Here is a 14,167-nt window from a genome sequence, read left to right as displayed (position 1 = left end):
TATGATTACAGAAAGAACGCCGAATAACTCACTATAATTTTTATTCATTTTAGAGAATAATTCAGATGACCAGCCCGATTTTTACATTGGACCGAACAGATATCAAAATTTTAGATATTCTGCAAAATGATGGACGAATTTCAAATATAAAATTGGCTGAAGCTGTGAATTTGTCCCCGACAGCAGCGTTGGCCCGTGTACAGAAATTAGTGAAAGATGGTTTTATTTTAGGCTATGAAGCCAAGCTGAATCCCGACATGTTGAATGCCAGTTTTGTGGTTTTTGTAGAAATTTTACTGGATAAAACCACACCCAATGTCTTGGATGAATTTTCAGATGCTGTAATGCAGTATCCTGAAATTGTGGAATGTCATATGATTAGTGGCGGTTTTGATTTTGTGGTGAAAATTCGCTGCGCCAGCATGGAAGAATTCCGCAAGATTTCAGGGCAAGTGCTATGGCAACTTCCGGGGGTAAAAGAAACTCGAAGTTATCCGGTGATGGAAGTGATTAAAGAAAGCTCCAAGATTCATCTGAAAACCAAAATGCAAAAATAGAATTAATAAAAGGGGCATAAGCCCCTTAGATCTGATTCAAATTTCGATACAACTCATCTGAACTTTATAATGAATTTTTAGCTTGGGCCGGTATGCCATTTTTTAACTCAGCCATTTCTTTTTTATACAATTCATCTGCCTGTTCAAAACGTTGAATCACTTCTTGAGACGGTGCTTTTTCAAGCAAGCTCACCATAATAATGCTCACAAATGACAGAATAAAGCCGGGAATAATTTCATACAGTCCCGTACTCGCCATGGTATTCTTCCACAAAATAACCGTCACAGCACCGACAATGATCCCCATAATTGCGCCGTTTAAGGTCATGCGTTTCCAGAACAAGGACAAGATAATCAGCGGACCAAAAGCAGCACCGAAACCTGCCCAGGCATAGGCAACTAGACCTAAAACTTTGCTACTTGGGTTACTGGCAAGGCCAATCGCTAGCACTGCAATGGCTAACACCATGAAGCGTCCAACCCAGACCAATTCCTTTTGAGAGGCATTTTTACGTAAAAATGATTTATATAAATCTTCAGTTAAGGTGCTTGAACAGACCAAAAGCTGACAGCTGAGGGTACTCATCACAGCAGCTAAAATGGCAGCCAAAATAATCCCTGCAATCCATGGATTAAACAGAATTTTGGTTAGTTCCATAAAAATGGTTTCAGGATTCTGTGATACCACGGTTGCAAGTTCTGGGTGATACTGGAAGTAGGCAATGCCAATGAAACCCGCACCCACAGCACCACCTAAACATAGAATCATCCAACTCATGCCAATCCGACGTGCCGCTGGAATGGTCTTAACCGAATCCGCTGCCATAAAACGAACCAGAATATGCGGCTGACCAAAATAGCCTAAGCCCCAAGCCAGGGAGGATAAAATGGCAACCGTACTTAAACCTGAAAGCATATTGGTGGCATGAGGACGAGCAGTTTCAATCACGGTTGCCAACTGTTGACTGTGATCACCCAGTGCGAGGTAAGCCATAATAGGGGTCAGAATCAAGGCGAAAATCATCAAACCAGCTTGGAAAGTATCAGTCCAACTAATGGCCAGAAAGCCGCCAATACACACATAGCTAATGGTTGCAATTGCACTGATCCACAGGGCAGTCGTGTAAGACATACCAAAAATACTCTCAAATAATCGAGCGCCTGCCACCATGCCAGAAGCACAATAAATCGAGAAAAACACCAGAATCACTAAAGCTGAAATTATACGTAGCATACGTTTACGGTCACCAAAACGACTGGTGAAATAATCGGGCAGGGTTAATGCATTATTTTGCACTTCGGTATGCACACGTAAGCGACCTGCAACCAATAGCCAATTCAGCCATGCCCCTATAATCAGGCCAATGGCAATCCACGCTTCCGATAAGCCTGACAGATAAATTGCGCCGGGCAGCCCCATCAACAACCAGCCACTCATATCCGATGCACCTGCCGAAAGTGCGGTGACCACGCTGCCTAGACTCCGTCCACCAAGAATATAATCTGAAAAATCGGTCGTTGCCTTATAGGCATATAGTCCTATACCGACCATGGCGAGGATATAAAAAATAAATGTGATTAATGTCGGGTTCAGTTGACTCATGTGCTCATCCTTCTGTCCTTATGGATACATCTGTCCAAGATGAATTTTTATACATATTCAGTAAGGCGGTGATTCAAACATAAAATTGAAATTACGTTCTGTTACATTTCGAAGGGATTTAATAGCGTGTTGTGTAGCGGAATGTATTTTTAGATACAATTTATAAAAATATAATAAAATTAATAATTTATAAATTTGGTGCTTAATGTCATTTATAGGGTCAGCCTAAAGGTTTAGTGTGAATTGAAAATCACTCTAAAAAGATTTTTGAATTTAATTTTTTGATCAGAAAAATTGAAAACGAAAAGGTAGTTACAAGTGTTTACAATAGCTACAAAGCTGCTGTAATTGGTTATAGAGCATTGCCAAATAAATATCTTTTTACAATATTCAAAATAGAACAAAGGTTTAATATTTTTTCAATTGCACAATTCTAGTGCATAAATGTGAGTATATTAAAAGTGTCTACGGTTCAACTCGATAATACAAGAATAGAGCGTGATTTGTTGGGAGCAAAGGAAGTTCCGGCAGCATGTTATTACGGCATTCATACCTTACGGGCTTTAGAGAATTTTCAAATCTCTAATCAGAAAGTCGGAAATCATCATCATTTTATTCGTGCTTTGGCCCAAGTCAAAAAAGCTTCAGCACAGACCAATTTAAAATTTAGCAAAATTTCTGAACAAGTCAGTCAGGTGATTCAGCGGGCGTGTAATGAATTAATCGAATCTCCAGAGAAATGGAGTCATGCTTTTCCTTTGGATGTTTATCAAGGGGGAGCGGGTACGTCTATTAATATGAATACCAATGAAGTATTGGCCAATATTGCATTAGAGCATTTAGGTTTTCATAAGGGGCAATATGAACATATTCACCCCAATGATCATGTCAATAAATCCCAATCGACCAATGATGTCTATCCCACGGCTTTGCGCTTGGCAACCTATTATAGTCTGGACGATTTATTGCTTCAGATTCAAAAATTAGTTGATACGCTGCATATAAAGGTTGCAGAGTTTCAGTTTGTTTTAAAAATGGGGCGTACCCAATTACAAGATGCCGTTCCGATGACCTTGGGACAAGAGTTTCGTGCTTTTGCAACTTTGTTAAAAGAAGATATACGACTGATTCAACGGACACGTGAACTTTTACTGGAAGTGAATTTGGGTGCAACAGCCATTGGTACAGGGGTGAATACACCCAAAGGCTATGCGCATGAAGCCATTCAGTCTTTGAATAAAATTACCGGACTAAATTTAATTGGTGCGGAAGATTATGTTGAAGCCACCAGCGATTGTGGCGTGTTTATTATTTTATCCAGTACGCTTAAACGCCTTGCGGTGAAACTTTCAAAAATCTGTAATGACTTGCGCTTATTAAGTTCGGGGCCACGTACCGGTTTGGGTGAAATTCGCTTACCTGAATTACAAGCCGGCTCATCGATTATGCCTGCCAAAATCAATCCCGTGATTCCTGAAGTGGTGAATCAAATTGCTTATAGAGTGATTGGTAATGATTTAACCGTCACCATGGCCGCAGAAGCGGGGCAATTACAGTTAAATGTGATGGAACCTGTCATAGCGATTGCAATTAATGAATCGATTGAATTGTTAACCCAAGCCATTTCGAGTTTGGATAGTAAATGTATTCAAGGCATTCAAGCCAATGAACAAGTGTGCTACGACGCTGTGATGCGAAGTGTCGGCATTGTAACTTTGCTCGATCCAATTTTGGGTCATGCCAAATGTGATGAAATTGGCAAGCAATGTATTGCGGAAAACAAAACCATTCAACAGATTGTCTTGGAGCAGGAATTACTGACCCAAGAACAGTTAGATGAAATATTTGCCTTTAGCAATCTGGTTTCAGAAGTGACAGCACAACATGAGCTATTGGCACAAGTGAGTTAACTCGCTTTGTGCAAAACTTTAATTGTCACGGTGTTGAAAGGGTAGCAGTTTAAGCTGCTGCTCTTTTTATGAAAAATAGTGCTGGAGATAAAGCAGCTGAGGGTTAAAATGGTCAGGATTTTTAATAATTGTAATGCTTATGTTGAATAAACTTGCCGGACTATTTACAAGTTCAAGACTATTTAAAAGTTCCAAGCCATCTCCTGAACAACTTTTTTTTCAAGAAAATAATATCCAATTCCATCAAGAACAGGGCTATATCGTCGATGGTATTGTGCTCAATGAATGGTCTGAACGTTTATCATATTTCTCGAATCGAAAATTAAACAAATTTGATGATTTAAAAGAATTGTATTTCACTGCCATGATTATCAATGAAAAAATTGATCTGGAAATTGCCAGTCAACGTTTTGTAGCACGTTTAGGCAATACTGAAGAAAATTTATTGCAGTTGAAGCACATCATTAAAAAGCTGAATGACTATTATCGCAATTTCTTACGCGAAAAATAATTGGAAAACAGGCTTTGAAGACATGACATCTAAAAGGATTTAGATGGAAAAAACGGTCGCATATAAAAATAACTCAACCGAGAAAAAACCCATGCTAATATACTGCTCATGTCATTTAGACCAAAAGCTATATACATGTTCCAACAAGAAATTTCCCAATTAAATCTGCAGCAATTAAAAGCAGGCGAAAAACGCTGGGTCGGTAATTTACAAGGCTCATCAGCCGCTTTGTTGTTTAAAGAAATTGCCACGAAAAATAAGCAGTTATTCATTGTGGTTGCCAGAAACAATCAGCATTTGGGACAGTTGGAAAGTGAATTAGAATTTTACGGGATAAAACCGACCATTTTCCCAGATTGGGAAATTCTTCCTTATGACCGGTTATCTCCTCATCAAGATATTGTGTCAGAACGTCTTTCAATTTTATCGAATATGCCACAACAAGGTGTGTTGCTTTTATCTGCATCAACGCTAGTGCAGCGTGTCGCACCGACTTCGTGGGTGTTGGGTGAGCATTTCGATATTAAAGTGGGACAAAAATTTGAATTAGAACAACAAAAACTGCGTTTGATCCAAGCCGGCTATCATTTGGTCGATACCGTTTATGATCATGGTGAATTTGCGGTACGCGGCAGCATTATGGATATTTACGCATCCGGGCAAAATTCGCCGATCCGCATTGATTTGTTTGATGATGAAATTGAGAGCTTAAAATTCTTTGATCCTGAAACGCAAAGAACCACTCAAAATTTACAACAGTTTTCGGTATTGCCGGCCAAAGAATTTCCACTCAAAGAAGGGCGTACGACTTTTCGTGACCGTTATGCAGAAAGTTTTCCGAGTGCTAATCCGAAGAAAAATCCAGTTTATCAGGACGTTTTAGAGGGTATTGCTTCTCCAGGGCTTGAGTTTTATTTCCCGTTATTCTTTAGCAAAGAAGCGATGGAAACACAAAGTACCCTGATGGCGTACTTACCACGGAATGGCATTGTCATTACAGATAAGCATCTGGATGAAGACTTAACCGGTTTTTGGAAAGATGTGGTTCGACGCTATGAAGACCGTCGCCATAATGTTGATCATCCTATTTTGTCGCCAGAAGAAATTTTCTTACAACCAAATCAGGTTTTGGAACAACTGAATCACTTTGCCAGAATCATTGCCTCACCAGAAGAATTTGTAGAGAAAACAGGCGTCCTTAATCTCAATACAGAGTTGCCACCCCGTTTACCTGTCGATCCAAAACAGGAAAAACCCTTTTCGGCTGTTAAAAAATATATTGATGCTGCAAATCATCCGGTACTGTTAGTCGCTGAAAGTGCTGGTCGCCGTGAAACCTTAAAAGATGCTTTGCGTCCTGCTCTAGGGGATATTCCCAGTGTTGAAAATTTTGCAGAATTTAGAAAATCATTACATGCCATAGCCATTACCAGTGCGCCACTTGATCGTGGTTTGGTGATTCCTGATCACCTTACCGTGATTTCTGAAAATCAGCTCTATGAACATCGTGTAGTCCAGCGCCGTCGTAAACGCCAACAGGAAGTTTCGGAAGAATTCCTGATCCGGAGTTTAACCGAACTGAGTATTGGCGCGCCGGTAGTGCATATTGATTATGGCGTGGGGCGTTATGCAGGTTTGGTCACTTTAAGTATTGACGATCAAGATCATGAATTTTTACAACTGGATTATGCTGATGCTGCCAAAGTATATGTTCCTGTTACCAACTTACATTTAATCAGCCGCTATAGTGGCGGCGATCCTGATTTAGCCCCATTACATAAGTTAGGGACTGATGCCTGGAACAAGGCAAAACGTAAAGCCTTGGAACAAATTCATGATGTAGCCGCTGAACTATTGCATATTCAGGCACGTCGTCAGGCAAAACCCGGGTTTAGTTTTGAACTGGAGCAAAGTCCATATATGCAATTTGCCAGTGGCTTTGCCTATGAAGAAACCCTAGATCAAGCCAATGCGATTGAAGCGACCTTGCATGATATGCAGCTTGCCAAACCGATGGATCGCCTGGTGTGTGGTGATGTGGGTTTTGGTAAGACCGAAGTCGCGATGCGTGCAGCATTTTTAGCAGTACAAAACAATAAGCAAGTCGCGGTTTTAGTGCCGACGACCTTGCTTGCACAACAGCATTATGAATCCTTTAAAGACCGTTTTGCTGATTGGCCGATTCGGATTGAAGTGCTTTCGCGGTTTGGTTCCAATAAGACTCATCTGAAAATTACCGAAGATTTAGCCAACGGTAAAGTCGATATTGTGATTGGAACGCATAAAATTCTGCAGGAAAGTATCCAGTTTAAAAACCTGGGTTTGATGATTGTCGATGAAGAGCATCGCTTTGGGGTGCGAGATAAAGAACGTATCAAAGCCATGCGTGCCGATGTCGATATGCTGACCCTGACGGCAACACCCATTCCGCGTACCTTGAATATGGCCTTTAGCGGGATGCGTGACTTATCGATTATCGCTACGCCACCTGCGCGTCGTTTGGCAGTCAAAACCTTTGTGCAAGAACACACCAGTGAATCCATTAAAGAAGCGATTCTGCGTGAATTACTTCGTGGTGGGCAGGTTTACTTTTTACATAATGAAGTGGACAGCATTGAACGTGCCGCAGCCAGTATTCGCGAGCTGGTTCCTGAAGCACGTGTCGCGGTTGCCCATGGACAAATGCGCGAGCGTGAACTTGAGCAGGTGATGCAGCAATTCTATCATAAAGAATACAATGTCTTGGTCTGTTCAACCATTATTGAGACCGGGATTGATGTTCCCAATGCCAACACCATTTTGATTGAACGGGCCGACAAGTTAGGCCTTGCGCAGTTACATCAATTACGTGGTCGTGTCGGGCGCTCGCATCATCAAGCCTATGCCTATTTATTGGTACCTTCAATTAAAGGCTTAAAAGGCGATGCAGAAAAACGTCTTGATGCGATTCAGCGGGCATCGAATTTAGGTGCCGGTTTTATGCTTGCCACAGAAGATTTGGAAATTCGTGGTGCGGGTGAACTCCTGGGTGAGCAACAAAGTGGTTCGATGCACGCGATCGGTTATAGCCTGTATATGGAAATGCTGGAAAAGGCGACTAAAGCCATTCAAAAAGGTAAAACGCCGAATTTCGATGCACCGTTATCGTTAACGGCTGAAATTAATTTACATATGCCGGCATTGATTCCGGATGAGTATTTAGGTGATGTGCACCAACGTCTGATGTTCTATAAACGGATCAGTAACACCGACAGTCAAGAAAAACTCGATAATATCCGTATGGAATTGATTGACCGTTTTGGTGTGCCACCACAACCGGTGAAGCAATTATTTGCCGTGCATCAACTGCGCTTAAAAGCAGAGCAGTTGGGGATTACCAAGGTTGATATCAGTGCAAATGGCGGTCATATTGAATTTTCGCCAGACACCCCGGTTCAAGCCATGAGTATTATTCAAATGATGCAAAAACATCCGACTTTTTTCCGTATGGATGGAGGGCAGCGTTTAAAAATCATGGTGATGCTGGAAGATTATCAAAAAAGAATCCAGTTTATTTCCGATTTACTGGCGAGTTTGTTAAAAGAAATTCACTAATCAGAAAGTGGATGTGTAAATATTATGCACTCACTGCTTGATTCGCCCATAATTTAAGGTTTATAGAAAAGAAATACTTGAATTTTTAAGGGAATTTATAAAATTTATCTGCGCTTGAGTGTTCAAAGCAAATAGTGGTTTATTTGTAATGAAACACATTGCATAGAATATTCACGTCTCATTGGATGTGATAGTATTAGCCATCATTCTAATTTTGCATAATTTATAAAGATATGTTTAGTTTGCATCCACAACTTGCTCAAGATACTTTTTTTGTAGGCGACTTTCCACTGTCAACATGTCGTTTAATGAATGATATGCAATTTCCGTGGCTCATATTAATTCCGCGTGTACCGGGTATTAGCGAATTATATGAATTAAGTCAGGCTGACCAAGAACAATTCCTCCGTGAATCTAGCTGGTTATCAAGCCAATTGGCGCGTGTATTCCGTGCAGACAAAATGAATGTTGCTGCTTTAGGAAACATGGTTCCACAATTACATTTTCATCATGTAGTGCGTTACCAAAATGACGTCGCGTGGCCAAAACCAGTTTGGGGAACACCTGCTGTCCCTTATACCAATGAAGTCCTTGCACATATGCGTCAAACTTTAATGCTTGCGCTACGTGGTCAAGGTGATATGCCATTTGATTGGCGTATGGACTAATTCAAAGCGATTTAAAAAGCCAAACAGGGAATGTGTGGTTTGAATACTGGGACCAGGAGCGATTGAGTGCCATTAGACGACTGGATTAGAAAAGAGCCGAGACAATTTGAATATTTTCATCGTTTGATGGGGTATATCATGTTGTCTTTACTCGTCGTCGTCTATCATTACACTTCTTCTGATACGCAATATCAGATCTATGTCCCTTTATTCTTGTTGTTTGTCTTGCTGATTACCCCGAAGTTATCCAATGGGTTGCTGTACCGTTATAATTCCAAAACAAAACGCAGTCTGTTATTTCTGATTGATGTTGTTGCCATTTCAGTTATTTTATCCGCCATTCATTTAAACCTTGTGCTGACTTTTATTTCACTTTTTGCACTTCTGTATACTGCAATCAGTAATAAAATTTCATTTCTCATGGTGTCATTGGCGAGTTTGATTGGAATCGCAATTTTCTATCTGTGTAATATCTTTATTTTTGGATTTGGCGAATATTTTGAACAAACCACAGGCGAATTAACCGTCCTGGGCTTTATTTGTCTAATCACTTATTTTGGTGTGGGAAGTTTTTACCAGCGTAGTCAAATCCAGCATATTACCGATCGTAAAGCTTATTATTATGAGCAAATGAATCGTTATATGGAGTTTGCCAACCAGCTCAGCCGTTATGCACCGGTACAATTGTGGCAATCGATCATGAAAGGTGAGTCTGAAGCCAAAATTGAATACAAACGTAAGAAAATGACCATTTTCTTTTCAGATATTCAAGGTTTTACCGAGCTCTCCGAAACCCTTATCCCCGATGACTTGGCATTCTTGCTCAATGACTATTTAAGCCATATGACAGAAATTGCGAAACAGTATGAAGCGACTGTCGATAAGTTTATGGGCGATGCGATTTTAATTTTCTTTGGTGATCCTATTTCTCAAGGTGTTGAACAAGATGCAAAAACTTGTTTAGACATGGCGATTGATATGCGTCAGCAAATGAAATTATTAAGAGAGCGATGGATTAAAATGGGCTATCCCGCTTTACATATTCGTATGGGGATCAGTACCGGATATTGTCACGTTGGGAATTATGGTGCGGCTCATCGTATGGCGTATACCATTGTTGGACGTGATGCAAACTTGGCAGCGCGTTTACAAAGTGCGGCAGAAGTGGATGAAATTTTAATCTCAGATGATACCTATAATTTAATTAAAAATGATTATTTGTGTGCACCTAAAGCACCGATTAAGCTTAAAGGTATTCAAGATCCGGTGAACACATGGCAAGTGATGGAAAAATATACTTCACGTAAATCGGATTATCAGCGTTGGTTTGATTATGAGTATAAAGGCTTCCATTTATTGTTGAATCTGGATGAAGTTCAAAACTATGAATATCCAGAGCTGATCAATGTTTTGGAAAAAATGATTAAGCGCATACAAAAACAACAAAAAATGACCAATTCTCAAGGTGTTGTAAAACTGAATCTAGAAGATGAAGTGATAGAAGATCAGAAAGATGAACAATATCATTAAGATGAATAGTATCATTAAGATGAACAGTATCACTAAGCATCGTTGCGATTGAATGAAATATAAAAAAACCACGCTAAGCGTGGTTTTTTTAATCCTGAATCAATTAATGATTTTCAGAAGCATGGTTAATGGTGTATTTCGGAATTTCAACTTCTAAGTCTTCATCCACAATTTTAACCTGGCATGAAAGACGTGAGTCAGGTTCAAGACCCCAAGCACGATCAAGTAAATCGGCTTCAACATCATTCATTTCTTCAAGACTGTCAAAACCTTTACGAACCACAACATGACAAGTGGTACATGCACAAGACATGTCACATGCATGCTCGATCTTGATACCATTTTTCAATAAGCTTTCACAAAGATTTGCATTCTGTTCAACTTCAAACTCAGCACCGTTCGGGCAAATTTGCGCATGTGGAAGAACTTTAATACGTGGCATAATTTTTACCTATTTATTCGGGTGAGTTTGACCAGTCATCAAGTTTAGTGCCTTTTAGGGCAGCATCAATATGTTGATTCATACGCGCAGCAGCAAAAGCATCACTGTGTATTTTAAGCTGTTCTACAGCCTGTTCAATAGCTTTGATATCAGTCGTTTTAAGTTGAGCTTCAAGTTGAGCTTTGGCTTGATTTAAAGACTCTAACTGTTCGGCAGTTAATAGCTGAGCATCCACTTTAAGTGCCTGTTCTAGCGCTTCAAGTTCACGTTGTGCTTCAACTTTGGTTTCTTGCAAATGACGAAGATTTTTATCTTCTTCAGCAAATTTAAAACCTTCAATCAATAAGCGTTCAGTATCAGAATCGGATAAACCATAAGAAGGTTTAATATCAATTTGAGCATGCACGCCTGAGGTGGTTTCTTTTGCTGAAACGGTCAGTAAGCCATCTGCATCGACCTGGAAGGTCACTTCAATACGTGCCTGGCCAGCAGTCATAGGTGGAATGCCATGTAAAACAAAACGACCTAAACTACGGCAGTGTTCAACCAGATCACGTTCACCTTGTACCACGTGAATCAGCATCGCAGTTTGACCATCTTGATAAGTGGTAAACTCTTGACGACGTGCTACAGGAATAGCAGTATTACGTGAAATAAGACGCTCAACCAAGCCACCCATGGTCTCTAAACCTAAAGAGAGTGGGGTAACATCCAGCAGCAATGAGCCATCTGTATTGTTACCAATCAACTGATCTGCAGTAATAGCTGCACCAATCGCAACGACTTCATCTGGGTTAATTGTGCATAAAGGTTCTTGATTGAATACATCGCGAACTGCTTTTTGTACTGCATATGAACGGGTTGATCCACCGACAAGAACGACATTCTGAATATCATCAAGTTCAAGTTTGGCATCACGCATCACACGTTTACATACGCTAATGGTTTTATCTAAAGCAATTTTAATGATGTCTTCAAAGGTTGCACGATCTAAAGTTAAAACTTGATCTAATGCTTGAAGTTCAACAGATTCTAACTCTGTTAATGCTTCCTTGGCATTACGTGCAGCAACCATCAGATGTGCATGTTCAGCATCATCCAATGTTTCAATATTAAGCTGTTTCTTCGCCCATTTCACAATTAAGCGGTCTAAATCGTCACCACCGAGTGCAGTATGACCACCAGTCGCTAAAACTTCGAATACACCTTGGGTAAAACGCAAGATAGAAACGTCAAAAGTACCACCGCCTAAATCATAAATTACATAGTTACGGTCAGAAGCTAAATTGCTTTCTTGATCTAGACCATAGGCAACAGCAGCAGCAGTCGGTTCATTCAGCAAGCGCAGAACATTTAAACCGGCCAATTGTGCTGCATCACGGGTTGCTTGACGTTGGGCTTCATCGAAATAGGCTGGCACAGTGATTACCGCGCCATTAATTGGATTTTTTAAACTTGCTTCAGCACGTTCTTTCAATTGTTTTAAAATTTCAGCAGAAATTTCAACAGGGGTTTTACGACCTTGACTGGTTTCAAAAGCTGGCATTTGGTGATCTTCACCCGCCAATGTATACGGGTGTTGGAATTTAATATCCGCTTTTGAACGACCCATAAAGCGCTTAACAGAAACAATGGTGTTTTTAGGATCGCTGGTCATGAAGGCTTTTGCTTCATCACCATATTGAGTTGCCTGATCTGCATAATGCACAATCGAAGGGAGTAACACGCGACCTTGTTCATCGTTAAGAACTTTGGCTTTGCCTGATAAAACCGTAGCCACTAAAGAGTGTGTTGTACCTAAATCGATACCAATAGCAATACGGTGTTCGTGGGGCGCACTTGATTGACCAGGTTCTGCAATTTGCAAGAGAGCCATTGTGTTACATCCTTTGAACGTCTAAAAGTAAAAATAAATTAAAAATCATCGTCAAGATCGAAAGAATCATCATCTAAAAAGCGATCTTCAGCTTTGTCGATATCGGCCATGACTTTTTGGAAGAAGCGTAACTTACGCACTGTATCGCGCGCTTCAGCCCAGTCTTCTTCAGTATAGTCAATTTTGAATTCACGAACCAAGCTGTCAATCCATTGCTGGACTTCTTGTTTAAGTGAAATCAGGTCTTCGGCAGCGTGAGCTTCATCCAGCTGTTCACGAATTTCTAGCGCAGATTGTAAAAATTCAAAATCGCTGATGGATTGATCTAGAAGGTGATCTTGTTTTTTTAGCGAAAGCAAATATCCCGCACGACTATCAACTTGAGATAAAACTTTAAATGCCTGATTGATTTCACTTGACTTGATCAGTGCCTGATCTTTGTCTTCAGCTTTATCGGGATGATATTGTTGCTGCAATTTTAAAAATTCATTTTTTAAAGCTGCTAAATCAATATCGAGTGCTGCAGGAAGATTGAACAACTCAAAATGATTCATGGGAGATTTGATCCGCGAAAGTTCTATAAAAATAACTGCTAATATAAATGTAATTAAAACAGTGTATTGTACACTGTTTTAATTTTTAAAAGAGGATGAAGGGGATTGATTAAACAGTGAAAGATTCACCGCAACCACATTCACCTTTTTTATTGGGGTTGTTAAATTCGAAGCCTTCGTTTAAGCCATTTTTCACATAGTCCATTTCTAAACCTTCTAAATAGACACTGCTTTTAGGGTCAACGAAAACCTTAACACCAAACTGTTCAAAAATTTGATCATGTGTATCGATTTCATCAACGAATTCGAGTACATAGGCCAAACCAGAACAGCCTGAAGTTTTCACGCCAACGCGAATGCCTTCACCCTTACCGCGATTTTTTAAGTAATTGCTGATATGAGTTGCAGCATTTTCAGTTAAATGAATCATGAAAACTCCATTATTCCTTATTCAAAACTTAAAGCCATTAAGCTTTAGCTTTTTTGCTGCGGTAGTCTTCAACAGCAGCTTTAATTGCATCTTCAGCAAGTACAGAACAGTGTACTTTTACTGGAGGAAGCGCGAGTTCAGTTGCAATATCAATGTTTTTGATTGCTTGTGCTTGGTCTAAAGTTTTACCTTTAAGCCATTCAGTGACAAGTGAGCTTGAAGCAATAGCAGATCCACAACCATAAGTTTTGAAACGTGCTTGTTCAATCACACCGTTGTCATCCACTTGGATCTGAAGACGCATAACGTCACCACAAGCGGGTGCACCGACCATACCTGTACCAACATTTTCAGCGTTTTTATCTAAAACACCAACATTACGGGGGTTTTCGTAATGATCAATTACTTTTTCACTATAAGCCATGATGCGTCTCCAAACCTCGGGGTCAGCCTTGATAAGATTTAATATGGGGGCATCTTACTGAAATTCTA

12 protein-coding genes are annotated in these 14,167 nt (G+C 40.1%); 6 read left to right on the top strand and 6 right to left on the bottom strand.

Going from position 1 to position 14,167, the window contains the following annotated elements:
* The first annotated feature begins 65 nt into the window (after positions 1 to 65).
* Positions 66 to 557, top strand: a complete 492-nt coding sequence (locus HLH14_RS05200; RefSeq protein WP_067724635.1) for an Lrp/AsnC ligand binding domain-containing protein — start codon at positions 66 to 68, stop codon at positions 555 to 557.
* A gap of 64 nt (positions 558 to 621) precedes the next feature.
* Here HLH14_RS05200 and putP read toward each other — a convergent pair whose 3' ends face one another.
* Complete coding sequence (gene putP, locus HLH14_RS05195; protein ID WP_067724637.1) at positions 622 to 2,160, bottom strand: sodium/proline symporter PutP; 1,539 nt, start codon at positions 2,158 to 2,160, stop codon at positions 622 to 624.
* 461 nt (positions 2,161 to 2,621) lie between these two features.
* Here putP and aspA point away from each other — a divergent pair, with 461 nt between their 5' ends.
* From aspA to HLH14_RS05170, 5 genes are all read left to right on the top strand, one after another.
* Positions 2,622 to 4,070 carry an aspartate ammonia-lyase gene (gene aspA / locus HLH14_RS05190; RefSeq protein ID WP_067724639.1) on the top strand — a complete coding sequence of 483 codons (1,449 nt, stop codon included), beginning with the start codon at positions 2,622 to 2,624 and terminating at the stop codon, positions 4,068 to 4,070.
* Positions 4,071 to 4,209: 139 nt separating this feature from the next.
* Complete coding sequence (locus HLH14_RS05185; protein WP_067724641.1) at positions 4,210 to 4,581, top strand: hypothetical protein; 372 nt, start codon at positions 4,210 to 4,212, stop codon at positions 4,579 to 4,581.
* Between the two features lie 135 nt (positions 4,582 to 4,716).
* Entirely contained in the window at positions 4,717 to 8,175 is a 3,459-nt protein-coding gene (mfd, locus tag HLH14_RS05180; RefSeq protein ID WP_067724643.1) for a transcription-repair coupling factor, read from the top strand.
* 233 nt (positions 8,176 to 8,408) lie between these two features.
* The gene (locus tag HLH14_RS05175; RefSeq protein ID WP_067724645.1) at positions 8,409 to 8,843 is read left to right on the top strand and encodes an HIT domain-containing protein; all 435 of its coding nucleotides are present in this window, start codon (positions 8,409 to 8,411) and stop codon (positions 8,841 to 8,843) included.
* Between the two features lie 66 nt (positions 8,844 to 8,909).
* The gene (locus HLH14_RS05170; RefSeq protein ID WP_067724647.1) at positions 8,910 to 10,373 is read left to right on the top strand and encodes an adenylate/guanylate cyclase domain-containing protein; all 1,464 of its coding nucleotides are present in this window, start codon (positions 8,910 to 8,912) and stop codon (positions 10,371 to 10,373) included.
* 103 nt (positions 10,374 to 10,476) lie between these two features.
* Here the strand turns inward: HLH14_RS05170 and fdx are convergent, their stop codons facing one another.
* The 5 genes from fdx to iscU form a co-directional block, all read right to left on the bottom strand.
* A complete protein-coding gene (fdx, locus tag HLH14_RS05165) occupies positions 10,477 to 10,815 on the bottom strand; it encodes an ISC system 2Fe-2S type ferredoxin (protein WP_067724649.1) in 339 nt (112 codons plus the stop codon).
* A 13-nt stretch (positions 10,816 to 10,828) separates the two neighbouring features.
* Entirely contained in the window at positions 10,829 to 12,691 is a 1,863-nt protein-coding gene (gene hscA, locus HLH14_RS05160) for a Fe-S protein assembly chaperone HscA (protein WP_067724651.1), read from the bottom strand.
* A 38-nt stretch (positions 12,692 to 12,729) separates the two neighbouring features.
* Complete coding sequence (gene hscB, locus HLH14_RS05155) at positions 12,730 to 13,245, bottom strand: Fe-S protein assembly co-chaperone HscB (RefSeq protein WP_067724653.1); 516 nt, start codon at positions 13,243 to 13,245, stop codon at positions 12,730 to 12,732.
* Between the two features lie 109 nt (positions 13,246 to 13,354).
* A complete protein-coding gene (gene iscA, locus HLH14_RS05150; RefSeq protein WP_067724655.1) occupies positions 13,355 to 13,675 on the bottom strand; it encodes an iron-sulfur cluster assembly protein IscA in 321 nt (106 codons plus the stop codon).
* Between the two features lie 37 nt (positions 13,676 to 13,712).
* The gene (iscU, locus tag HLH14_RS05145; protein WP_004651785.1) at positions 13,713 to 14,099 is read right to left on the bottom strand and encodes a Fe-S cluster assembly scaffold IscU; all 387 of its coding nucleotides are present in this window, start codon (positions 14,097 to 14,099) and stop codon (positions 13,713 to 13,715) included.
* Positions 14,100 to 14,167: the final 68 nt, after the last annotated feature.

The organism is Acinetobacter terrae (assembly GCF_013004375.1).
Classification (GTDB): domain Bacteria; phylum Pseudomonadota; class Gammaproteobacteria; order Pseudomonadales; family Moraxellaceae; genus Acinetobacter; species Acinetobacter terrae.
The sequence above is the reverse complement of the archived record's forward strand: the minus strand, read 5'-3'. Positions and strand labels throughout refer to the sequence as shown.